The sequence below is a fragment of the Acinetobacter sp. 766875 genome, assembly GCF_000582055.1.
Classification (GTDB): Bacteria; Pseudomonadota; Gammaproteobacteria; order Pseudomonadales; family Moraxellaceae; genus Acinetobacter; species Acinetobacter nosocomialis.
The window spans coordinates 24149-49280 of record NZ_JEXX01000010.1 but is presented as its reverse complement, the minus strand read 5'-3'; the positions used below and the strand labels follow the sequence as shown (position 1 = coordinate 49280).

Below are 25132 nucleotides of genomic sequence, written 5' to 3'. Positions count from 1 at the left end.
GAAGCATCATGACAGTTTTACAATCATTTGAAAAAGCAGTTTTAAATGAAGTTTGTCCTGCTGGCGAAGCGTGGATGTGCGAGGTTAAAAAGGGCCAATATTTTCGAATTATTGACCTTGAGGGAAACCAAGCAGTCGATACTTTATTTATGAGTGCCGAAAATCCGACTGAGCGTTATAGCGCAATGGATACCTTGGCTATCAACCAACAAATCTATTTAGAAAAGGGCACCAAACTCTACAGTAATTTGGGTCGTCCAATTGCCGTTATTCATGATGATAACTGTGGGCGTCATGACACCATTGGCGGTGCTTGCTCATGTGAAAGTAATACAGTTCGCTATGCACATGAAACCTACCCAATGCATAGTTGCCGTAACAACTTTATGTATGCCTTGGCAAAACACCCGATTGCAAAAAAGTATGGCTTAAATGTCCGTCACATCGGCCCAAACATTAACTTCTTTATGAATGTGCCTGTTACACCAGACGGTCAGCTTAAATTTGATGATGGAATTTCAGGTCCGGGAAAATATGTAGAAGTTCGGGCGGAAATGGATTTGATTGTTTTAATTTCAAATTGTCCGCAGCTCAATAACCCATGTAATGCCTATAACCCAACCAAAATTCAACTGGTTGTCCGTGAAGCGGAAGGGGTGTAAGCATGTTTAAAAAAGTTCTGATTGCTAACCGCGGTGCAATTGCCTGTCGCGTAATTCGCACCCTTAAAAAACTCGGGATCGCTTCAGTTGCAGTTTACTCCGAGGCCGACCGTGATTCTTTACACGTGACTTTGGCCGATGAAGCTTTTCTGATTGGCCCTGCACCTGCACATCAAAGTTATTTAAATATTGAAAAAATCCTTGAGGTTGCTAAACAGTCGGGAGCAGAAGCCATTCATCCCGGTTATGGTTTTTTGTCTGAAAATGCCGAGTTTTGTGATTTGTGCGAAAGCCAAGGCATTGCCTTTATTGGGCCAACTTCAAGCCAAATGCTGGATTTTGGTTTAAAACATACTGCACGTGAACTCGCTATTAAAAGCAATGTGCCTTTACTTCCGGGTAGCTCATTACTTTCCGATGAAGCCGAAGCCTTGTTTGAGGCAGCCCGTATTGGCTATCCAGTCATGCTTAAAAGTACCGCGGGCGGTGGTGGTATTGGTATGCGTCTGGTCTGGAATGAAACTGAATTAAAAGATGCCTACCAAACCGTATCTTATTTAGCGCAGGTCAATTTTAAAGATGCAGGTTTATATTTAGAAAAATTTGTACAACATGCACGCCATATCGAAGTACAAATTTTTGGTGATGGGAAAGGGCAAGTTTTAGCGTTGGGTGAGCGTGATTGTTCGGTACAACGCCGTAATCAGAAAGTCATTGAAGAAACACCCGCGCCACACTTAAATGAACAGCAACGTGACTACCTTCAAAAAGTTGCGATTCAACTCATGCAGTCGGTGAACTACCGTTCGGCAGGCACGGTTGAGTTTGTCATGGACACCGAAACGCAAGAATTTTATTTCTTAGAGGTCAACACGCGTTTGCAAGTCGAGCACGGCGTGACTGAGCAAGTGTTTGGTGTCGACTTAGTTGAATGGATGGTTACTTTGGCAAGCGGTGACTGGTCAGCACCCACAGAAAAGCTAGAGCCAACAGGACATTCCATTCAAGTTCGTCTTTATGCCGAAGACCCAATTAAACAGTTCCAGCCGAGTGCAGGCCTGCTTACACACGTTAAATTTGACACGCAAGCCCGAGTCGAAACATGGGTAGAAACAGGCTCAACGGTGTCGTCTTTTTATGACCCAATGATTGCCAAAATCATTGTAACTGCTGCAACACGGGACCAAGCCATACAGGCAATGAGCGCTAGTCTTGCCAACACGCAGGTGGCTGGCATTGAAACCAATTTAGAATATTTACAAAACATTATTGCTTGTGATGTGTTTGCTTTAGGTACTCAAACCACTCGATTTTTAAATACGTTTGAATGGAAAACGCAAAAAATTGAGGTGTTGCAGTCTGGTATTCAAACCGCCATTCAGGACGTAACAGGCCGATTAGGTTATTGGGATGTTGGTGTGCCGCCATCAGGTGCCATCGATCCACTCAGTTTAACGGTGGCAAACCAGCTTCTAGCCAATGAGCCAAATACGGCAGGGCTTGAATGTACCTTGCAAGGGCCAACTTTAAAGTTTCACTGTGACAGCCAAATTGTCATTACAGGCGGTGATATGCCTTCAAAACTTGATGGCGAACTGGTGCCGATGTGGCAAACCATTAATGTGAAAAAAGGCCAAGTTTTAAAATGTGGGCTTATCCGTTCAGGTTGCCGTAGCTATATAGGCGTGAAAGGTGGCTTTGATGTTCCTGACTATTTAAGGTCACAGGCGACTTTTACTTTGGGGCAGTTTGGTGGGCACGCAGGCCGTAATTTATTAATTGGCGATATGCTGCCGATTACTGAATATTCCGCTCCGTCGACTACAGCTTTAGCTCAAGCGCAAATTCCTAGCTTTACCCAAAACTGGGAAATTGCAGTCATGTATGGCCCACATGGCGCACCAGATTTTTTCACCAAACAAGATATTGATACGTTCTTTGCCAATGAGTTCGAAATTCACTATAACTCAAGCCGGACAGGCATTCGTTTAATTGGCCCAAAACCTGAGTGGGCACGTGAAGACGGTGGTGAGGCAGGCTTACATCCTTCCAATATTCACGACAATGCTTATGCCATTGGCGCAATTGATTTTACGGGCGATATGCCAATTATTTTGGGTCCAGATGGTCCGAGCTTAGGTGGCTTTGTTTGCCCTGCGGTAGTCATTCATTCCGAACTTTGGAAAATCGGGCAGCTAAAAGCAGGCGACAAGGTCAAATTTGTACCCGTGAGTTATGCGCAAGCAAAAGCACTCGATCAAAAATATCATCAAAGTTTAACCGCGACTGATACAACTCAGATCGATTTTAATCCAGCTATTCAAGCAGAACCCGACACTTTAAAAGATGCAGTTTTGGCAACTTTAGACGGTGAAGCTGACTTACCAGGCGTGACCTATCGACCAGCGGGAAATAGTTATTTGTTGGTGGAATATGGCGAGTTAGTCCTCGACCTAAATTTACGCTTCCGTATTCATGCACTCATGCAATGGGTCAAAGATCAAAACATTCAAGGTATTATCGACTTAACACCGGGTATTCGTTCACTACAAATTCATTTTGATTCAATCCAGCTCGATCAACTTGAGCTTTTACAGAAACTTCAACAGGCAGAAGCCGAATTACCTGACATTCAAAATATGCAGGTGCCTTCACGGACTGTCTATTTGCCTTTGGCTTGGGAAGATTCACAAACTCAACTTGCCACCGAACGCTACACACAAATTGTTCGTCCAGATGCGCCGTGGTGCCCAGATAACGTTGAGTTTATACGCCGTATTAATGGCTTAGCTTCAAAGCAAGCGGTTAAAGATGTTGTCTATAGTGCAAACTATTTAGTGATGGGTTTAGGCGATGTGTATTTAGGTGCACCCGTTGCAACGCCACTCGATCCACGCCAACGTTTAGTGACCACAAAATATAACCCTGCGCGAACTTGGACACCTGAAAATGCGGTCGGCATTGGCGGGGCGTATATGTGTGTGTACGGTATGGAAGGGCCGGGTGGCTACCAGTTTGTCGGTCGCACGACCCAAATGTGGAGCCGTTATCGTAAAAATGCCAACTTCGAAGAAGGCAAACCATGGTTACTGCGCTTTTTTGACCAAGTTAAGTTTTATGAAGTTTCTGAGACTGAACTTCTGCAAATGCGTGAAGACTTTAAGGCGGGGCGTCTACAACTTCGTATTGAAGATGGTGTGCTTAACTTAAAAGAATACAACGAGTTTTTAAAAACACATCAAGACAGCATTCAAGCCTTTAAAGACATGCAACAAGCTAACTTTGAGGCTGAGCGCCGCCGTTGGCACGAAGCAGGTTTGCAAGAATATATTTCTGAAAGCCTAGATGCTGTTGATGAAGGTGAAACCGTGGTTATTCCTGAAGGAGGCTGTGCAGTCGAATCACACATGCCGGGTTCAATCTGGAAAATTGAATGTGCATCAGGAGATATAGTTGAAGAAGGTGCAACCCTTGCAGTAATTGAAGCAATGAAAATTGAAATTCCGATTATTGCGCCGGAACGCATGAAAGTAGAAACCATTACCATTGAAAAAGGGCAAACCGTAAAAACAGGACAAGTGCTATTTACTTTGGCACCAGTCGCTTAAACCAAAAGAGAGCATCGATATTGATGCTCTCTTTTTTATTATGCTTCGGTCAAATGTTTTAATACTTTATGGCCATGTTCAACAGCTTCTAATTTAATTTTCGACTCTGGGTTACCCGATAAAGGCGATACGTCATAAAGCAAAAATGTGCCGCTTAACTGCATTTGCGTATATTGAATTGAATGTTGAACCGCTTTTAAAAAGCTATCGATTAAGTTTTCTTGGTCGTTCACCATGTTCGCTTCTTTTTGCCCGACCGTCATACTAATAATGACTTTTTTATCTTTTAATTTGTCGCCCTGAGAGCCATAAGCAAACTGATAAGTAAAAACTTCATCAAACCATAGCTTCAAAATTGCCGGCATATTAAACCAGAACATTGGATATTGCAGAATAATCGTGTCATGGCGTAGCAACGCTTCTTGTTCAGCACTGACATCAATTTTATAGTCTGGATAAAGCTGGAAAATATCTCGGACTTCAAGGTCCGGATAGGTTTTTATAAGTTCATTCACTATCGTTTTATTTGCAATTGATTGAGTGTAGTAGGGATGGGCCAAAATCAGTAAAGCCATAATAATGCCTTGTAGCTATAAAAATCATAGTCACTATAATTTTTATAGTATGGGTGTACAATAACTATCAAAGTTGATAGGTGGCGTTAAAAATGGCAAATACTGAAAATAAATGTGAAATCACCATGAATGGAAAAACGTATCCATGTCATATCAGTATGGCTATGGATTTGGTGGGTGGAAAATGGAAAGGCGTTATTTTGTATTATCTAAAAGATGGGCCAAAACGTTTTAATGAAATCAATCAATTAATGCCCACCATCACAGAAATGACCTTAAGCCTTCAACTTAAACAATTAGAGCAAAGTGGCTTAATATCTCGAACCGTTTATGGTGAAAAAGCACCGATTAAAGTGGTTTATGAAATGACTGAATTAGGTCAATCTTTTAAACCTGTTTTAGAATCTTTATCGGTATGGGCACATACGATGATTAATCAGTCATAAGATTAAAAGACAAAATTCAATTATTGAATAGATTCGACTCTGTGAATGATATTTAATATGATACTTCAAGAACAAAAATGGAATTATTATGAAAAGAATTTTATTACTAACATTTATGTTTTTTTATTTACTTACTCCGACTTATGCTCAAGAAGTAAAATATAAAAATATTGTAGTTAATTTAAAAGATCAGTGGGATATTAGCAAAGGTCAAAATGAAGAGCTAATTGCAATAAAACAAGCGAGTAAACAGGCAATTATAATTTCAATATATTATCCCAAAAGTATAGAAGAGGGTATGCAATATCTGGTTGCTTCGCTACAAATTCCGAAACAAGGACTAGTAAAAATGAAAGGGGTAACATTGGTTAATGAGGATATTAATATTCCATTGAGTAGTGGTATGAATTATCAAGCTAATATATTTACAACCAACTTTGATAAACGTTTTCTTATCAGTGCTTCATCAGGTACTAATGCTGGAGTTATCTTAGTGACATATGAAGGCGAAGGTAATGATACAAATAAAGCGATTAATGATTTTAAAATTTTAATAAATAATATAAAAATAGAGGCTCCTAAAGATGGATTCCTTTTTAATCAGAATGATTTATTGAAACATAACTAAGGATTAAAAGAGATAGCCCCATCCCTGTGCATGAGGCTTTTTTTGCCCAAAAATCATTCATAAATACCCATAAATCCCATCAAAACGACGCTTAAAAACTGGCACATTTTCTGCATCTCTTACCAGTAATACAAAAACTGAATTTGGTAATACCAAACTAGAGGTGCGATATGAACGATGTAAAACCTGTGGTTCAACCAAAGCTAACTTTAAAAGCCTTTTTAGTCGAATTGCTCAGCGTACGTGCAGGCGTATATATCAAACAAAACAATCAGCCGCCTAAAACAAAAGGATAAGACTGTGCCGAAACAAAAGCTGGCTCGAATCAGTATTACCGTACCTGAAACGACACTTAACGCACTCGATCAAAAAATTGTCGAGCAGAACTATGAAAGTCGCTCGCAAGCCATTGTCGACATGATTAATAAACACCTGATTGCAGAGCAAGCACAGGCTAATGAAGTCATGGTGGGCACCTTAACGCTGCTTTATGACGCTAGCCAAATGACCTTGCGCAATCAATTGGTCGATTTACAACAACAGTTTTTAGCACAGGTGATTAGTTCACTTCATATTCAGCTCGACCAACAAAAGATATTGCAAGTCATGTTAATGCAGGGCGCGAGTTCTGAGCTTAGACAAATTAGCCAGCAATTTATTGTGCTGAAAGGGGTAATTAAGGGGCATTTAGAACTGATGGATGCCGTCATGCCGCCTATACAGCAAAATGACTAAATGAGGAGTAGCGTGTTGAAAAATTTATGGACCATCCAAGACTGGAAAAAAGCATATCAATACGGGCAAATCTACCTTGAAGATTTGATTGGCTATGTTGCAGAAATTAAAAATGATGATCATGCATGGATTGAAATTGCATCGAACGAGCAGATTCAGGCACAAATTAATGTTTTAAAAGACCAGAATGTTGCTGACTTACCTCTATACGGTGTGCCATTTGCAGTTAAAGACAATATTGATGTTGTTGGTTTCCACACCACTGCAGCCTGTAAAGAGATTCAATATTTAGCGAACCAAGATGCTGCCGTAGTTGCTAAGCTAAAAAAAGCAGGGGCAATTGTGGTTGGTAAAACTAACCTTGATCAGTTTGCAACTGGACTGGTCGGCGTTCGCTCACCCTATGGCGCAGTAAAAAATAGCTTTAACCCTGAATATATTAGTGGTGGTTCAAGCTCAGGTTCATCTGTAGTGGTTGCCAACGGCATTGTGCCTTTTAGTTTAGGGACAGATACGGCGGGCTCAGGACGTGTTCCCGCAGGTCATAACAATATTGTGGGCCTTAAACCAACAAAGGGCTGGTTTTCTACCACAGGTTTAATTCCTGCATGTCGAACTATTGATGTCATTTCCATTTTTGCACTACATATTGATGATGCTTGGGCAGTCGCCAGTTTAATGCAGGGCTACGATGAAACAGATGAATATTCACGAGCACATCCAGCCAATGTACCAAATCAATTTTCTAAACGAAAAATTGCTATTCCTGCTCAGCTTGAGTTTTATGGTGATCTTGAATCTGAAAAGGCCTTTTTAATTGCAATTGAGCGCTTAAAAAAACTGGGCTATGACGTTGAGAGTATTGATTTCAGCGCGTTTAATGAGCTTGCTGCCGCACTGTATAACGATGCTTGGGTGGCAGAAAGAACAGTCGCCGTTGAACGCATGACAACACGTGAAAAGGCTCATCCAGTCATTGCTCAAATTATTGCGCAGGCAGATAAATTCAAGGCAACAGATGCACTTCAAGCCGAATATAACCGCGCCGTAATTGCTCGAAAAATTAATTTGGCTTTACAACCTTTTGATGCCTTGATGGTTCCGACAGCGCCAACCATTTACACCATTGCTGAAGTTGAAGCCGACCCATTGACTAAAAATGCGAACATGGGAGCCTATACCAACTTTGTCAATTTTGCTGATCTTTCGGCTTTAGCTTTACCAAATGTACTCCGTGAAGACGGCCTACCAAGCGGGGTAACCTTTATTGCACCAGCTTGGCATGATCAGGCACTCGCCAATTTTGCGCAGCTTTGGCAAACTGAAACATCGCTGAGTTTAGGTAAATCAACTCAACATTATCAAAAAAGTCTAGAGATCGAATCGAATCATTCAGTACAGCTTGCAGTGGTAGGAGCACATTTAACAGGCATGCCACTTAATTTTCAGCTTACTAGCCGTAATGCTACTTTGCTCAAGAAAACCCAGACCGCAGAGACTTATAAACTCTTTGCCCTAAAAAATACCACACCACAAAAACCAGGGCTGCAATGCGATGCAGCAGGTACATCTATTGAAGTCGAAGTGTGGGATGTTCCTTTAGCAAATTTTGGAGCCATTGTGGCTGAAGTACCTGCACCTCTTGGCATTGGGAACCTCAAACTAAAAGATGGTACATGGGTCAAAGGCTTTATTTGCGAAGCTTATGCCATTCAAGATGCAACTGATATTAGCCATTTTGGAGGCTGGCGAGCCTATATACAGTCACTCAATCAAACCGCTCAAAGCGTTGTTAGTAAAAATGTTGGGGAAGTTTCTATATGATTAAAAAAGCGTTGTTATCCGTATCTATTTTATCGGCAGTTGTATTGGGTGGATGTGACAATACGGCCAAAGTGCCCGAGGCTAAACAAGATGCTCAGGCAGCCGCAAATACAAAACCAATTACCATCGGATATAGTGATTGGCCGGGTTGGGTGGCTTGGCAAGTGGCTATTGAAAAAGGTTGGTTAAAAGAAGCAGGGTTAAATGTAGAGTTTAAATGGTTTGATTATTCAGCGTCGCTTTCGGCCTTTTCAGCAAATCAGCTCGACGCTGTGTTGGTCACTAATGGCGATAACTTGGTAACTGCTTCAGGCGGTACGCAAGGCATGATGATTTTGGCAACGGATTATTCTGCGGGCAATGATGTCATTATTGCAAAAGAGGGCATTAATACCATTCAAGACTTAAAAGGAAAATCAATCGGTGTCGAAAAAGGCTTGGTTGATCATCTTTTATTGGCAACTGCTTTAACCGACCATAACATTAAAGCGAATGATGTGAAGCTGGTAAATTCAGCGACGAACCAATTACCTCAAGTGTTTAATAGCCCCGATATTTCCGCGATTGCTGTTTGGCAACCTGTTGCAGGTCAGGCATTAAAAGCAGTGGCAGGTTCTAAAATTATCTATACCTCTAAAGACAAGCCGGGTTTAATTTACGACACCTTAACAGTCAACATGAGCCACTTAACTGCTCATCAAGAAGAATGGAAAAAAATCATTCAGGTGTGGGATAAAACCGTTAAATATATTAATGACCCTGCAACCCATGCCGATGCGGTTAAAATCATGGCAAACCGTTCAGGGGTTGATCCAAGACAATATGAGCTGATGGTCAGCGGTACGCATTTATTAGATATCAATGCCAATAAAAAAGTATTTGCTAAATCTCAAAATTTTGACTCAATTTATGGCTCTAGCTATCACGTCAATAAATTTAATGTCGAAAACGGTATTTATAAAAATGAACAAAATGTAGATGGGCTGATTTATCCAACACTCATAGAGCAACTTAAATAAACCCCATAAATCAAAAAGCCCAAGTTGAACTTGGGCTTTTTTGTGTTTGGCTTATTTTTCTGTACTGACCTGAGTCATACGTGGAATTTTTGGTAAGTCTTGTAAAGCTGGGTCAAGCTCGTCTTCTTCAGCGTGAACTAAATAATCAACCCGTGAACGGAGTTGTTTAAACTCAGGTGTGCTCATTAAGTCGAGTGAACGTGGACGAGGTAAATTAACTTCAATAATTTCCTTAATTTCACCGGGGTTGGCTTTGAGTGCCACAATTCGGTCTGCCAGTAAAATGGCTTCATCCATGTCATGGGTCACAAAAATAATGGTGATATCAATGTTGTGCCATAAATCCATTAAGTGCTTTTGCATTTTTTGACGGGTGTGCGGGTCGAGTGCACCAAAAGGTTCATCCATGAGTAAAATTTTAGGTTGATTAACCAAAGCTCTAGCAATCGCAACACGCTGTTTCATACCGCCAGAAAGTTGGTGCGGATACTGATTTTCATATTTTTCTAAACCAATAATATTAATCCATTCGCGTGCTTGAGCTTCGGCTGTCATTTGACTAGCTCCACGCATTTGAGGACCAAACATCACGTTTTCTTTTACGGTTTTCCAAGGAAAAAGGGTATAACCTTGAAATACCATGCCGCGTTCAGGGCATGGTCCCGTAATGCATTCGCCGTCTACTAAAACTTCTCCACTATGATATGGGTCTAAACCCGCAATGATACGGCTCAGTGTCGATTTACCGCAGCCAGAAGGACCAATTACGCAAATAAATTCTCTTTTATGAATTTTTAAATCGAGCTTATTTAAAACAGTGCGTTCGCTTTGACCATGTTTAAACACTTGGCTCAGTTGTTTGGCCTCTAAAATAACAGGACGTTCATAAATTTTTTGAAAGTATTCATGCGCGTTAAATGTTGAATCATTCATTATTTTGCTCCCACTTTCCAAGTGAACATCCGCTCACCTAACTTCATTAATACCCAATCACAAACCAGACCAATCACCCCAATAATCAAAATAGCTGCATAGACATTGTCAAAGTTTTGATAGCGTGCCTGTTGGGTGATAAACCACGTAATACCTGAAGTCGTACCAATCAACTCCGAAACAATTAAATAGGTCCAAGCCCAGCCCAATAGCACACGTAAGTCACGGTAAATATCAGGTAAGGCAGCAGGAATCACCACGTGAAATAAACTTTTGAGCTTATTGGTGCCAAGCGTATAGCCAGCTTCAATTAAGCTTCGATCTACCATTCGGGTGGTATTGGCAATAATGAGAATTTGCTGAAACAGAGTACCAATCACAATAATGGCAATTTTAGGTGCGTCATTAATCCCTAAAATTGCTACTGCAAGTGCGCCAAAGGCGGGAGCGGGTAAGTAACGGAAAAACTCGACAAACGGTTCTGTTAACAGGGAGATCCGCTTAGAAAAACCACATAAAATACCCAGTGGAATCCCTATAAGCGAAGAAATAAAAAAAGCTGAAAATACCAGTTTAATACTGTGCCATAAACTTTGATGAAACCACGGCGAATCAGGTTGTTCAGGTGGTGTGGTAAAGGCGGTGACCAAAGCTTTAGCGACCTCATGGGGAGCGGGTAAATAAATAGGGTTGACCAAAATACCTTGCGGTGGTGCAGAATTTCGATTGACTGCGTTTTGTGCTTCGAGATAGAACACACTTTTATCAACACGACTGCCTACTTGTAAGTAAGGAACACTGCCTGAACTCGTGATTTGTACTTGAGGATGCCAAATAAAAGGTAAGTAACTGATTGCGCACCAAAGACATATTGGAATAACGAAAGAACAAATACTGAGAATCAGCTTGTTCTTTCGCGTAAATTCCTTTGCAACATAACCCATATCGAGAGCTCCCCATTTTGATCAGTATTACGATTTTCATAAAACGTAATATTGTTAAGCAAAATAAGTGCCATCTTTAAGATGCTTTAGATGAGTTAAGAAGACGAGGGAACTAAAGTTTCATGTACATAAACCCAATAACATTTTTTGTCTTCTACTTTAATGCAGGCTGTAGAAGTCCGTACTGTCTCGGTTTCATCAGTTTGCTGATGTTCTTGATATTGCACCCAGCAATAATTTTCAAATTCGTATAAAGCTACGCTTTTAATAATGTCGATTTTTAAAGAAGGTTTCTTTCCGATATTCTGGCTAAATAAACTATTCACTTCGGCGAAACCAATACACTGACCTTGAACCGTTACCATCTTAAAATTTTGATCAAAGCTATCTAAAAGAGGCTTAAGACTTTGCTGTGCATTTTGGCCTGTAAATACATTTTCTATTAAAACATGTAGGTCTATTACACTTTGAATGGCTTGATCCATTTGATTAGACATGAGTTTTCTCCTTTAAAACGGGAATGAGTGAGAGTAAACAGAGCAAAGCTGCAATTAAAAAAGTATGTTGATAGCGAAGTAGCTCGCTTGAGCTGGACATTAAGTTATATATCGAAATGAGAACAACTGTACCGACACTAAATGAAACTTGCCGATTAATATTCCAAAGTACGCTGCCTTGTAATAAGTCTTCACCTGCAAAATCAATCAATGAGCTGATTTGGGCAATATTGGCACTTAATCCGCCTCCCATACCTATCAATAAATAAGCAATCACTAAAAAGCTTAAGGGACTAGTGTTTGAAATATAAAACAAAAGAAATATGCCAAAGCTATGTAGGGTTATTCCAATAATAAGAAGATACTTTTTTCCTAACCGTTGATAGAGTAGGCCGCCACTAATCATGGCTGTGAATGCCCCGGTTGCATAGAGCAACATAAATAAACCAGTTTGTTTTGCATTAAAGCCGAAGTTAAGTTGTAAATTAAAAATATTGAGTAAATTAACGCCTGTAAAAATACCCGGAACGGCATAATAGACAATAAATGCATTACGTAAATTTTTTATTTTTTAATAACTCAAGATTAAGAACAGGATGGGAAATTTTTTTCGCATGTTGAATGTAAAAAATAAGCATTCCCACTGAAATTAGAAAACTCGTTATAGCGAATAGGGCATGATGGTAATCACTATAGAATGAAAAGGAGAGTAATAAACATAACAGACTTATATTAAAGATAACTAAGCCTTTAATATCTGGTCTTTCACTCGAAACCTTCTTTGTTGTTTTAACCCATAACCATGCCAGAGCTGCTGCCAGTAAAGAAAAAGGAAGGTTAGATAAGAATACCCATCGCCAATTCAATGAATCAATAATTACGCCTCCAATAGCAGGTGAAAAAGCTGGGGCAATCAGTGCAATTGCCATAATCATAGTAGAAATGCGTTGGCGTTCTTGGTTCGGGAAGAATGCATATACGAGTGCTTGCCCGACTGGAATTAATAAACCTCCAGCTATTCCTTGAATAAATCGCCAAAAAATTAAGCTATAAATCGATTCACTAAAACCCATAAAGCAGATGCTTATCGAGAATAACAGCATCGAATAACACAATAATTTTTGATCCCCAAGTTTGGCGGCTAACCATAAACTCATGGGCATAATTAAAATGAGGCCGAGAATATAAGCATTTGTTACCCATACGACCATGGATTGGCTCACTGAAAATGACGATGCAATATTAGGCAATGCAATTGCAGACATAAAAATGTTGATGCAATCAATAAAGAACCCAAGTAAAAACACTGTCGCTATTTTATATCGATATGACATACCTACCTCCGTGCAGGCAGGGTAAGATCCGGCTCTTTTATTGTCGATGCAAGCGAAGTAAAATCATTATTTGATAATTTTAAACAATTGGCTTAATTGTGCAAAAAAACCTCAAACAAATAACCAGTTTTTTACAAGTCGTTGATTCTGGCTCTTTTACCAAAGCTGCGGAAATTTTAGGCTTAAGTCGATCAATGGTGAGTATTGATATAAAACAATTAGAAAAGCAGCTAAATACAAGTCTATTAATTCGTAACACCCGTAATATTGCATTAACTGAAATAGGTCAGCAATTTTATGAAGATTTTAAACAAATCCAACTTCAAATTGATGATGCCTTTGAACGAAGCCAACACTTAGGTACAAGCATTACAGGCACTTTACGATTTTCGTCTACCAATGAGTTTGGCCAACGTTTTATTTTGCCTTTGCTTCCTGAGTTTTGCCGGCTTTACCCACATATACGCTTACAGTATTCTTTCAACTCTTCTCTTGACGATTTAGTTACTGAAAAGTTAGATCTCGTTATTCGGTTAGGAAATTTAAAAAACTCATCTTTAAAAACTCGAAAAATCGGAGAATATCCAATTTATCTTGTGGCTACTCCGCAGTTTATAAAAGATCATCTAATAGAAAAGATATCTGATTTGGCAAATGTTTCTTGGATTGGCCACTCTTTATTAAACTGGCAAGATTCACAATATATTTTGCAAAATAGTTTAGGGGAGCAATATTCATTACCTTTTGTTCGCAGTCAGTATGAATCAAACTCGGTTACTGTAATTCATCAAATGGCTCTTTCTTCTTTAGGTGTGGCAATTTGTCCTGCCTGGTTAGTTGATGAAGATATTCAAAACAATCGCCTAATTCGGTTATTTCCAGATTTTTCGTTACCGTTACAAAGTATTCAATTACTTTATCCTCACACCTCTAGTTTGCCTGCCAAAACACGCGCCTTAATAGACTTCTTGGTGGCTCGTTTTACCTTTTGATAAAATAAAAGCAATGTAAAAGATGCGATTTAAAGCCATACAAATAGACAATTCTGTCTGTTTTTTATAAAATAATGCTGATTTTTACCCAGTTTTATAATAATGATGTCCCATAAAATATTTCAAATTTTAGATAATTTAGGTTTGGTTGCACAGAATCGCTTACTTCATGTGCAGTTTTCCAACCCATCATTAAATCAGCAAGTCTTCTTACAACGTATTGAGGGTGAACATACGCTTAATCAGGGTAGCGTTGCTGAATTATTGTGTCTGTCTACAAATGCGTATATTGCATTAAAACAATTTATTGGCTGTCAGGTTGCCATTGATCAGGTCACTGACATGGGCCAATATTTTAGAACGACAGGTATTATTACCGAAGCCAGCCAAGGCCAAAGTGACGGCTCACTCACTATTTATAATTTAACTTTAAAAGACCCAACTGCACTCTGGCATAAACGCCGCAATAGCCGCGTGTTTATGAATAAAAGTGTGCGCGATATTAGCGAAATTTTGTTTAAAGAATGGCAAGGTAAAAGTCCGCTGTTTGCCTCAAGCTTAACGCTCGACACATCTGGCTTAACTAAGGACTACGATGTGCGTCCATTTGTGATGCAGTCAAACGAAAGCGATTATGACTTTTTAACCCGTTTGTGGCGTAGTGAAGGTATTAATTGGCTGGTCGATGAGTCACAGCTTTTAGTCGCGGACCCGAATGCTTCTATTCAGCCACAAGTGCTACGTTTAATTGATGAAAATCAAAATTATAAAGCCCTTGATCGCCGCAGCCTCCGCTACCAACGCAGCAGTGCCACAGAACAGTTCGATACCATTACCCAAGTCAAAGCTGAGCGTCGTTTACAACCAACCTCGGTTCATATCCAACGCTGGCAAGCTGATGCCCTTCAACAAGAAGAAGGCAGTGGCAGCGTACAAGGCACACAAAAGCACAGCGAACACTATGACAATGCAAGCCTGAACCTTGAAGATGCATGGCATGTTAGCCCTGCTTGGATGCAGGACTTAAAAGGCGAAGACCAAGCTACCGCTTCAGGCAACAGTCAAATTGAACAGCTTAACCAACACATTAACGCTTACCATCACCTGAGTTCTAAACAGTTTACCGTTGCAGGGAATGTCCGTGATGCACAAGTGGGTTACTGGTTTGAACTCAATGACCACCCAGAACTTGACCAACATGACAGTGCTGATAAAGAGTTTTTAATCTTAAGCAAGCACTACTATAACCAGAATAATTTACCGAAAGAATTACAACAGCAACTTGAACGCCTATTACCACAAGACAAGCTTAAAACTACTCAACTCGACAACCTAAACCCCGTGCAGCGCCATTTTGCTGAACTCAATGTCGTTCGACGCAACATAAAAGCTGTGCCTGAGTATAACCCGCTAGAGCACCGACCAGCAGCTTATCCGCAACGCGCTAAAGTTGTGGGGCTAGAAGGCGAAAGCATTCATGTTGACCAGTGGGGGCGCATTAAAGTCCGCTTCCTGTTTACCCGAGCTGATGACCATAGCCATGACGGTGGAGCAGGCAGTAACGACAATGACACCGACTCAGCTTGGGTGGATGTACTGACCCCATGGGCAGGTGCAGGTTATGGGGCACGCTTCTTGCCACGTGTGGGTGAGATTGTGGTAATCGACTTCTTTGACGGCAACATTGACCGACCATTTGTGGTGGGACGCATTCACGAAGCTGAACGCCATCCAACCCAGTTCGACCAGAAAGGCCAACTACCTGACACCAAAAAGCTCAGTGGCATTCGCTCTGAAGAAGTCGATGGCAAAGGCTTTAACCAACTCCGTTTTGATGACACCACAGGTCAAATCAGTGCTCAGTTACAAAGCAGCCATGCAGCTAGCCAATTAAACCTCGGTAACTTAAGCCATCCAAAAGACAAAGCCGAAAGTGACGGTCGTGGTGAAGGCTTTGAACTCAGAACTGACCAGTGGGGTGCGGTTCGAGCTGGTAGTGGCTTACTCATTAGTACTCATAAACAGGACCAAGCTCAGGGTGTACACCTTGATGCAAGCGAGGCCAAACAACAAATCGAAGGCGGACTTAGCAATGCTAAGGCCCTCAGTGAAGTTGCTAAAAATCAGCAAACCGACCCGTTAGATATGCTTGAGAATATTCAGACTTTCTTAGAAGTTCTCAAGCAAGAAGATCCTAAAAAGGCTGCTGAGTTTCAATCAGCAGTGATGCTGCTGGCATCTCCAAAAAGTATTGCTGTAAGTAGTAATGAAGACATTCGCTTAAGTGCAGATGGGCAGCTCAACCAAACTGCGGGCGACAGCATTAATATCAGTACGCAAAAGAATATAGTGAACCATGCGAGTCAAAAAGTTAGTCTATTTGCCGCTCAACAAGGAGCACGGTTCTATGCGGGCAAAGGGAAAGTTGAAATACAGGCACAAGGCGATAGATTGGATATCATTGCTAGAAAAGGTATGCAAATTACTTCAACCGAAGACACCGTTTATATTACTAGCCCTACTGAAATTAATCTGACAGCAAGTGGGTCTCAAGTAAAACTGAATAGCTCGGGTATTTTCCCAGTCACGGGGGGCAAGTTTGAGGTGAAGGCTGGACAGCATGTGTTTATGGGGGGCGCGCAAGTTAATCCTCCTAAAAAACAGGACAATAAACCATGTTATTTGACTTTTGAAATTACTGATTTAGATGGAAAGCCAGCGAAAAACGTAGAGTATATTGCTTTTAGAATGGATGGTAACCGACAAAAGGGGAAAACTAACGCCCAAGGTTTAACTCAAAGATTTGAAACTGATGGCTCTGAACAAGTTTCCATTCATATTTGTGATGAAAATGCTTCTAAATATAAACTAGTGGTAAAAGGTTAAAGATATAATGAATCGTTATACTACTTTTGAATATACAATCGTCTTCTATAATCAAAGAAATCAAGAACTACCAAATGTAAAATACACTATAATTTTTTTCTCTTAAGATGGACGAAAAGAGACTTACCAAGATGTTACGAATCAAAAAGGCCAAACAAAACCAATTTCATTAAATCAAAATGGGAAATTACACATCTTTGTCGAGGGATATGAAACTATTTTTAGTCCTAAGAAGACGATAAAACCTATTTTGGCTGAAGGAAATAATATAGTTGAAGTAAATGATATAAGACTTAAAGGCAATACTTCATTTTTAACAAAAGCTCAATATGAGCTTATGCAGAAAAAAGCAAGTAAAGATTTGGAAGAACTAAGAAAAAATGCTAAAGCAGTTAAACAGAAAAATTTTTTCAACTTATCGAAAATACGACCAGCTTTCCCTTCAGATTTGGCAGAAGAATTAAATGAAAGGATTAATATGTCTTATGAGGAATACAAAAAGAAAAATACACATAATGTAAAAAAAACAAAATATCTTAAGTTTAAAAACTATGCCTTATATAGATTTGTTGATAGCGCTGGAAAAGGTATTCCAATAGTAGATTATCAAATATTCGCTCAAAATCAGAGTAAACCTTTAATAAATGCAAGGCCGGGACCACCTGATAAAAAAGGATATACCCAATTAGTTTACACACATCTGAAAAGTAGAGTTACATATACTTTAGGATCTGCTATAAAAAATAGTGAATGGTACGAGCCGATTACCTGTGTAGATAAACAAGTCATTTATCAAATTATTTTTCCGACTTCGATAGCAGTAACTCAGCCTGATATTAATCATAAAGAAAACATGGGTGCAAGACAAAAGCCACCTATAGTGATTAACCCATGTACCAATGAAGTGCTTGTTTTGCCGCCTGCAGTCTATGCGGAATTTGATAAAAAAACCAAAATATTATCTGACGCAGTGAAGGAGGTTCATAAGTCGAATGCAAATCTGACAAAAGCAATTCAAAGTCGTGATTTGGATGAAATCAAAGAATTGGAAAAACGTTTAAATATAAATCAGGAAAAGGCCATTGAAAAGATTAATAGTGAATTTAAACAAAGAGCTGATTTAAGAGAAGTGTGGGTGGTCGAGTCCACAGGTAAAACAAACGAAAAAGCATCTAAATATAATTTAAAGCGTCGTTATTTAAAAGTTACAGAATATGAAGAGCTAAAAGCAAAGCGTAGGAACCCTCAGAAAAATGTGGATGTAACGGCAAATCAATATACTGTACAACAACCTGCACAAATCCGTAGTAGTTTTGAAAAACTTTCACAACAACTTTTGACAGCGAAAGGTAGTGTTGGAAGTGATGAGAAAGCTGTTTATAACTTAATAGGGGGCTTGGGGGGCGAAATTGCGGAGGAATACAAAAATAGTAGAGACATTACGGTTACCCAAGAAGCACAGTGGATGCGCATGGTCGCTGGGGTAAGTGGCGAAGGTTCAATAAGTGCTGCGCCAAAAGGGGTAAGTATTAAGGCTTCTGGAGATATGTCAACTAAATGGACATTATTTGAAGGAGTTAAAGAATGGCGTAAATTTTATCCGTGTGAAACAGGCTGGAAACTTGAATACGATAACTATGATTTAGGAACAATCCGTTTTTTAATTGGGGCGGAGATATCTGGCTTTTCAGGAGCAAATTTAGGGATCGCTGGCAATCTATCCGTTGATATTTCTTATCAAGGCACAACCCAGGTCATAAAGGCTGTGGTAAGACCACCAGAAGGATCAATGAGTCAAATGGTAGATCGTAATAAAAAGCCTATGTTTCAGCCAGCACAAGGGAGTTTAAAAATAATTGGTAATAATCAAGAAAATGCGCAGAATCAAGGAAATATTGGTATTAATGCATTTGCTGGCGCTCAAATACAAGGTTTACTTAAAGGGGCTATAGAGTGGTTTAAGCCTAAAGGGGATGGCAGCGGTGAAGGAGAGTTTGTGGCAATCGCTTCAGTTGCGGCTGGCGGTGGTGTTAGCGTAGGAGCGGGTGCACAAGGGCAATTTCAAATTGGTTACGATCGGAGTTCAGGTAATTTCAAAATATTAGTAGCAGCTCATCTATGTTGGGGAATAGGAGCAAAAGGAGTGGCCTCATTTGTTGTGGGGACAGAGTATTTTTTAAGTTATCTTGGTTTTATTAAATCCCAAGTTGCTCATGCAGGATTTAAGACATTACTCTACATAAATGAAGCGGCATTTTTGTTAACTGCACAGGTTTTGGCTTATTGTATAGGTGAGAATCATCCAGTAACGGAGAATATAAAAAAAATATCAGAATTATATGGGGAGTGGCTCGATAGGTTGGATATTGATCAAGGACGTTATAAAACTGCACAAAATATTAACTCCAGTTCAGGAAAAAAAGAATTACTTTATGCAACACCTGAAACTAAAGGGATTCTACTTTATGCAGTAACACATTGGACAGATAGAACTGCTCCTATTTTTGATATGAATGTTAAATTTTCAGATATGAAAGTTGAATTTTTTCCAACTAGGAAGACAGCAGTAATCAATATTTTTAAAACATGTATCTCTACTGAGGAATGGGAAAATACGATTCAGCATATCCATCCGCAAGGAATAAAACTTACTAAAACTCAATTAGGTAAGGTAGAGGGAGATATTATTCGTTTTCTTAATTATGGAAATGATGAAAAGTACGCGGAAGATATAATTCGTTGTCTAAATTCAGGTATTGACTATAACGGTACTCAAATAAATACATGGCTTCAAGACTATTTAAAATACCGCAAAGGAGCGAAGAAAATCGCGGGTTCGTTGAATTATATGCTGGTAAAAAATCAAGATGATATGCGTTTTAAACAGTTGCAAATACAGCAAGCGGTATGGAGTGGCGAGGAAGATATGATTCTCATGGCGAGTAATCAAAATATTCTTAAACCTTTTGATGATACTGATGAAAGTAAAGTATATAAGGCTTAGTTACCTTATATACTTTTATATTTTACTAATTAACGGCACATCGTACAGAATTTAATCTATTTAAATCAATATTATATTTTTTAATATCAGGATCATTTGATAGTTTGGGATCTTCTACAGGGTGAATAGCATGGCGACTAAAGGTAAAACCTCCAAACATTTGTAAGTTCTGTCCATCAGATGGTTCTGAGCTTCTTACGACCTTAAGGGTTCCTGTTTTAGGACCGTGGGGGTTCTTTTCAGTAGATTTGCTATAGTACTGTGGGTCATACCAGTCTAGTATCCACTCATAATTATCGGTAATCATGTCATATAAACCTAAGGGAGTGGCAGGAAACTGTTGGAGAATAGAAATATCTTTATTAGCGTGATATTGTTGCTTTGAAAGAGTACGTTGTTTAAAGCTCCAAACGTTTCTACCAATATCAATTTTACCGTTGTCTGTAGGGTAAAGAATGTATTGTCCACGATTTCGTGCAGCATATTCCCATTGGGCTTCAGTCGGTAAATCCATTTTTAAATTAAGTTGTTTTCCTAGCCATTGGCAATAATTTTGGGCTTGCTGCCAATTGACGCCTGCTGCTGAATTAGCAATACGATATTTTATTGAAATATTATCAAACTTCCCAATTTTTTCTTGCCCTGTAACTTCAGTGTATACATCAAAATCAGCATAAGTTGCTTTTGTTGCACTTAATGCAAAATTGTCTAAAGTGACTTTATGTAAAGGTTTACTATCTGCATTACTATCATAGGGTAATTTATCTGGGCTTTTTTGCTCACCAAAGTCTCCCATCATAAAAGTACCACCCTTAATTTCTATAAGATTCTTTTTTGTTTTATCGAGCAATTGTTGCAACTTCTTTTGTTGCTCTGGTGAGAGGTTTTGTTTAGTAACTGGGGTTTGAGCTTGATCTGTATTATTCAGTGATTTTGCACAAGCAGTTAATGTAATACTTGAAAGTAGAATGATTGCTAAATTCTGTCTAATCATCTTATTTAAAAAACATATAGTTGAAGGCGATATGACTATTTTAATAAGACTCATAAGAAATATGAATAGGGCTTTTGTTGTTGAATTGAGTTGATGATTAAAAGTTATTTTTCAAAAAATACAATATATCGCTAACATGGGGCTCCCAGTCTAGATCATTACAACAATCAAAATAATAATTTGCAATTTTTGTCAAAAAAACCGTTTCAAGCAAAAAACTATATGAAAGATATGGTCGCGTACGGAGAGTATGTTTTTTTTGTGCTAGGGAAGCATTAAATTAGTTTTAAAAAATATGATATATAGACAGATTAGTCTTGACAAATTTATTTATTTTATGTAGTGAATTAAAATTCTGAAAATTAGTTGGATTGTTACTAACCAGATAGAAGTAACTTTTAATTAATATATGATTAAATATTCTTAAGAAATTGTTTCATAAGCTATAAAGGTTCAATATTTTGGATAAATTTATAGTTATTTTAATTCTTAATAAATTCAATATATATCAATTACTTATTTTTATTTACAAAAATTAACAATATTATTTTTTTGTTAGAAAAACTTTATTAAGCCATATTTTATAAGCATCTAAACTATTTACTTTTAGTTTAGTTTGATATGAATTTTATATAAAATATGTTTAATTATATGATAAACTGCGTTCAAATTTTTTGAATATAAGGTTTAAGCCTGATTTTTTGATATTTATAAAATGTTAATTTTTCAGTAAAACCTTGATTAAATAAGAAGATAGAGGAATGAAAGTTGTGTTAAAGCAAAGTGTTTTGATACTTTTTTTAATTGGTAACTATGTTGGTTTATCTTGTGCACAAGCTGCAGAATTAGAACCTATAAAATTAAAGAAAAGCTGTATTAAGAAAAATCCTATAATTGAAGGTCAAACTGATCCAGAGTTGTTAAATCTTTTTAAACAAGTATGTGATACAGATAATTCTACTCAAAAAAATGATTTATTAGCTAAAGCAGCAATGCGTTTTTATCAGACCAACCAACCAGTTAAAGCCTTAAATTTAGCTAGTCAATTACAGAGTCAAAACGTTCGTGGTTCATTATTAACAGATGTATTGTTTTTATCTGGCGTAAGCATTGCAAATAACTCTTTGCAACAAATGCGTGGTCAGGAAATGCGATATTTAACGAATGACGTAACATATCCTCCTGCAAAGCAGTTAATTGAAAATATCCATACAGCAATGCCTGCACCTGATCCATCAAGTTTCAAAGCGAGCTCGGAAGGTGGTTCAGTTGATAATGAAAAAAGAAGTTATAGAAAACAAAATGTAGTACGTAATCGAGTTTCTACTCCTCGAACGACAACTAAACATACAGTAACTCCAGTAAAAACACCTGCAGTTAAACCAAAAACTGCGCCTGTTGCGAGTGTTAGTAAATCAAAAAGTTCGCCTTTTGACCCTTTAACTAAATAATCTGGGATAGAACCTTATGGCTAAAAGAGAAAGCGTACAAAAGAAGCTTCAACGAATTCGACCTCCTCGTGTTCAGCTTACTTACGATGTTGAAATTGGTGATGCAAAAGAAGCGAAAGAACTCCCGTTTGTTGTTGGTGTGATGGGTGACTTTTCCGCAGCATCTGAGCTTGAACGTACAAAGTTAAAAGATAAAAAATTTATTAATGTAGATTTAGATAATATCGATGAAGTAATGGAGTCGTTGTCTCCAAGAGCTGCTTTTCAGGTAGATAATACGCTAACTGAAGAGGGTGGGAAGATGGCTGTTGATTTAACATTTAAGTCAATGGAAGATTTCCGTCCTGAAAATGTTGTTCAACAAGTTGATCCATTAAAGAAATTGGTGGAAGCACGTGAACGTTTAACTGATTTAAGAAATAAAATTTCTAACAGTGAACGTTTAGAAGATTTGCTTGATGAAGTTCTTAAAAATACTGATCAGATTCGTAAATTAAGTGCGGAGGCTGACCATGAATAATACTCAATCAGCAGCGATGCCACTTGTTGAAAATGAAGAAGTTAATCTCTTAGATTCAATTGTTGAGCAAAGTCGCATTGCACGAAATGAAGAAGAACATTCACGTGCTAAAAGTTTAATTGGTGAACTTGCCAAAGAAGTAATGGCTGGAACCATTACTGTTTCTGAAAATATGACTTTATCAATTGATAAGCGTATTGCAGAAATCGATGCGCTGATTTCAAGTCAGTTAAGTCAGATTATGCACAATGAACAATTTCAAAAAATTGAATCAACGTGGCGTGGTCTTTATTACTTCTGCCAAGAAACACCTTCAAATCCGCTTATTAAAATTCGTATGTTAAATACGACAAAGAAAGAGTTGGTAAAAGATTTTCAGGGTGCTACAGATTTTGATCAAAGCACTTTATTTAAGAAAATCTATGAAGAAGAATATGGCTCTTTTGGTGGTGCACCATACTCAGCATTAATTGGTGATTTTGAGTTTGACCGCACGCCATCTGACATGTATTTGCTTGAACAAATTTCTCATGTTGCTGCAGCAGCGCATGCACCATTTGTTTCGGCTGCTAGTCCAAGCATTTTAGGCCTTGAGTCATTTACAGATATTGATCGTCCTAGAGATGTTTCAAAAATCTTTGAAACTGCTGAATATGTTCAATGGCGTTCTTTCCGTGACAGTGAAGATTCACGTTATGTTGCATTGACGTTGCCGCATGTTTTAGGTCGTCTCCCATATCATCCAAAAGAAGGCACTGCGACAGAAGGCTTTAATTTTATTGAAGATGTTTCTGGTGAAAATCACAATGAATATTTGTGGATGAATGCAGCTTATGCTTTTGGTACTCGTTTAACAAATGCATTTGATATGCATGGTTGGTGTGCTGCTATTCGTGGTGTTGAAGGTGGTGGTTTGGTTGAAGGTTTACCAGTCCATACATTTAAAACACAAGATGGTGAAGTGGTATTTAAGTGTCCAACTGAAATTGCAATTACAGATCGTCGTGAGAAAGAGCTAAGCGATCTAGGCTTTATTCCATTAGTACATTGTAAAAATACAGATTACGCAGCTTTCTTTGGTGCGCAATCAACTCAAAAACCTAAAAAATATGACAACGATACTGCCAACGCAAACTCGGCTTTATCAAGTCAAATTCAGTACATCATGGCTGTTTCACGTATTGCACATTACTTAAAAGCAATGATGCGAGATAAAGTGGGTAGTTTTGCTTCTGCTGGTAATGTCGAAGCATTTTTAAACGAGTGGTTGTCACAGTATGTATTACTTGATGATGGCGCTTCTCAAGAAGCAAAAGCTCAATACCCATTACGTGAAGCGTCTGTAAAAGTTGTAGAAGATCCTGCTCAACCAGGTCACTACAAATCTGTGGTTTTCTTGCGACCACATTTCCAGCTGGATGAGTTGTCGGTTTCTTTACGACTTGTCACTGAGTTACCTCAGTCCTCAAATTAATCAAGGTCAGCTAAAGAATAACTTTAAATTAAAAATAGGAAAGTTCTAAATGAAAGATATATACGTTGAGTTTCGCGGTAAATATAAAGTTGATGGAGAATCTCGTGATTCTGAGCACAAAGGTTGGTTAGAAGTTAACTCTTGGTCTCATAACATTCGTCAACCTAAATCTGCTACTTCAAGTAGCGTAGGTGGTCACACTGCTGAGCGTGTTGAACATTCTGACATGGTTTTCGTAAAAGACTTAGATGCTACTAGCCCTAAACTATGGGAAGCATGTTCAGCTGGTTATACATTTGATGAAGTACAAATCGACTTTTATCGTGCAAATGGCGATAAACGTATCAAGTACTTACAAATCAAATTGAAGCATGTTCTAGTTTCTAGCGTGACTCCAACTGTTAACGAAGAAGGCGTTCCTACAGAAGCATTTGGCTTGAAATATGCTGCTGTTGAGTGGACTTATAACCAACAAGATATTAACGGTACTGCTAAAGGTGCTGTTACTAAGAAATGGTCACTTTCTAATAATACAGCTTCTTACGCAGCTTAATTATTTAAGTGAATATTTGGTGGAGGCTGACACAAAGTTAGCCTCTGCTGTCT

20 protein-coding genes and 1 pseudogene are annotated in these 25132 nt (G+C 38.6%); 15 read left to right on the top strand and 6 right to left on the bottom strand.

From position 1 onward, the window contains the following. Positions 1-8 precede the first annotated feature (8 nt). Positions 9-662, top strand: coding sequence for an urea amidolyase associated protein UAAP2 (locus J576_RS10685; protein WP_002048469.1), 654 nt, complete (start codon positions 9-11; stop codon positions 660-662). 2 nt (positions 663-664) lie between these two features. After that, positions 665-4270, top strand: coding sequence for an urea carboxylase (gene uca, locus J576_RS10680; protein WP_002048450.1), 3606 nt, complete (start codon positions 665-667; stop codon positions 4268-4270). A 38-nt stretch (positions 4271-4308) separates the two neighbouring features. Here the strand turns inward: uca and J576_RS10675 are convergent, their stop codons facing one another. Beyond that, positions 4309-4845, bottom strand: a complete 537-nt coding sequence (locus J576_RS10675; RefSeq protein ID WP_002048432.1) for an NAD(P)H-dependent oxidoreductase — start codon at positions 4843-4845, stop codon at positions 4309-4311. Between the two features lie 92 nt (positions 4846-4937). On the opposite strand from J576_RS10675, the gene J576_RS10670 reads away from it, so the two are divergent. The 6 genes from J576_RS10670 (at position 4938) to J576_RS10645 (ending at position 9497) form a co-directional block, all read left to right on the top strand. Continuing rightward, positions 4938-5291, top strand: a complete 354-nt coding sequence (locus J576_RS10670) for a winged helix-turn-helix transcriptional regulator (RefSeq protein WP_000024061.1) — start codon at positions 4938-4940, stop codon at positions 5289-5291. A gap of 88 nt (positions 5292-5379) precedes the next feature. Next, on the top strand, positions 5380-5919 hold the full coding sequence (locus J576_RS10665) for a hypothetical protein (protein ID WP_002048468.1): 540 nt from the start codon (positions 5380-5382) through the stop codon (positions 5917-5919). A gap of 170 nt (positions 5920-6089) precedes the next feature. Further along, a complete protein-coding gene (locus J576_RS19730) occupies positions 6090-6215 on the top strand; it encodes a hypothetical protein (protein ID WP_002048439.1) in 126 nt (41 codons plus the stop codon). A gap of 4 nt (positions 6216-6219) precedes the next feature. Then, positions 6220-6654: a CopG family ribbon-helix-helix protein gene (locus J576_RS10655; RefSeq protein WP_001125932.1), complete on the top strand. Its 435-nt coding sequence runs from the start codon at positions 6220-6222 to the stop codon at positions 6652-6654. A gap of 12 nt (positions 6655-6666) precedes the next feature. Next, entirely contained in the window at positions 6667-8478 is a 1812-nt protein-coding gene (gene atzF / locus J576_RS10650; protein ID WP_002048459.1) for an allophanate hydrolase, read from the top strand. Then, on the top strand, positions 8475-9497 hold the full coding sequence (locus J576_RS10645; protein WP_002048467.1) for an ABC transporter substrate-binding protein: 1023 nt from the start codon (positions 8475-8477) through the stop codon (positions 9495-9497). The genes atzF and J576_RS10645 overlap by 4 nt, the downstream gene beginning before the upstream one ends. Before the next feature lie 51 nt (positions 9498-9548). On the opposite strand, the gene J576_RS10640 is transcribed toward J576_RS10645, so the two are convergent. The 4 genes and pseudogenes from J576_RS10640 to J576_RS10625 form a co-directional block, all read right to left on the bottom strand. Then, positions 9549-10430 (bottom strand): ABC transporter ATP-binding protein, encoded by an 882-nt coding sequence (locus tag J576_RS10640; protein ID WP_002048423.1) that lies wholly within the window; start codon positions 10428-10430, stop codon positions 9549-9551. After that, on the bottom strand, positions 10430-11374 hold the full coding sequence (locus J576_RS10635; protein WP_000542531.1) for an ABC transporter permease: 945 nt from the start codon (positions 11372-11374) through the stop codon (positions 10430-10432). Before J576_RS10635 ends, J576_RS10640 begins: the two co-directional genes overlap by 1 nt. 95 nt (positions 11375-11469) lie before the next feature. Next, positions 11470-11871: a hypothetical protein gene (locus J576_RS10630; RefSeq protein WP_033855596.1), complete on the bottom strand. Its 402-nt coding sequence runs from the start codon at positions 11869-11871 to the stop codon at positions 11470-11472. Further along, positions 11864-13205, bottom strand: a pseudogene (locus J576_RS10625) (MFS transporter). The gene J576_RS10630 and the pseudogene J576_RS10625 overlap by 8 nt, the downstream one beginning before the upstream one ends. Before the next feature lie 98 nt (positions 13206-13303). Here J576_RS10625 and J576_RS10620 point away from each other — a divergent pair. The 3 genes from J576_RS10620 to J576_RS10610 all read left to right on the top strand — a co-directional run bounded on the left by J576_RS10620 (position 13304) and on the right by J576_RS10610 (position 20087). Further along, positions 13304-14197, top strand: coding sequence for a LysR family transcriptional regulator (locus J576_RS10620; protein WP_033855595.1), 894 nt, complete (start codon positions 13304-13306; stop codon positions 14195-14197). 102 nt (positions 14198-14299) lie between these two features. After that, complete coding sequence (locus J576_RS10615; protein WP_050679904.1) at positions 14300-17083, top strand: type VI secretion system Vgr family protein; 2784 nt, start codon at positions 14300-14302, stop codon at positions 17081-17083. Between the two features lie 250 nt (positions 17084-17333). Then, entirely contained in the window at positions 17334-20087 is a 2754-nt protein-coding gene (locus tag J576_RS10610) for a hypothetical protein (RefSeq protein ID WP_002048273.1), read from the top strand. A 25-nt stretch (positions 20088-20112) separates the two neighbouring features. On the opposite strand, the gene J576_RS10605 is transcribed toward J576_RS10610, so the two are convergent. Further along, positions 20113-21081, bottom strand: coding sequence for a formylglycine-generating enzyme family protein (locus J576_RS10605; protein ID WP_002048322.1), 969 nt, complete (start codon positions 21079-21081; stop codon positions 20113-20115). Between the two features lie 761 nt (positions 21082-21842). On the opposite strand from J576_RS10605, the gene J576_RS10600 reads away from it, so the two are divergent. Genes J576_RS10600 through J576_RS10585 form a run of 4 tightly spaced genes read left to right on the top strand, consistent with a single transcriptional unit; the run spans position 21843 to position 25079 of the window. Next, positions 21843-22532, top strand: coding sequence for a hypothetical protein (locus tag J576_RS10600; RefSeq protein ID WP_002048341.1), 690 nt, complete (start codon positions 21843-21845; stop codon positions 22530-22532). A gap of 16 nt (positions 22533-22548) precedes the next feature. Further along, complete coding sequence (gene tssB, locus J576_RS10595) at positions 22549-23052, top strand: type VI secretion system contractile sheath small subunit (protein ID WP_001119042.1); 504 nt, start codon at positions 22549-22551, stop codon at positions 23050-23052. Next, entirely contained in the window at positions 23045-24526 is a 1482-nt protein-coding gene (gene tssC, locus J576_RS10590; protein ID WP_002048311.1) for a type VI secretion system contractile sheath large subunit, read from the top strand. Before tssB ends, tssC begins: the two co-directional genes overlap by 8 nt. 49 nt (positions 24527-24575) lie before the next feature. Continuing rightward, positions 24576-25079 carry an Hcp family type VI secretion system effector gene (locus J576_RS10585; protein WP_000653195.1) on the top strand — a complete coding sequence of 168 codons (504 nt, stop codon included), beginning with the start codon at positions 24576-24578 and terminating at the stop codon, positions 25077-25079. The last annotated feature ends 53 nt before the right edge of the window (positions 25080-25132 follow it).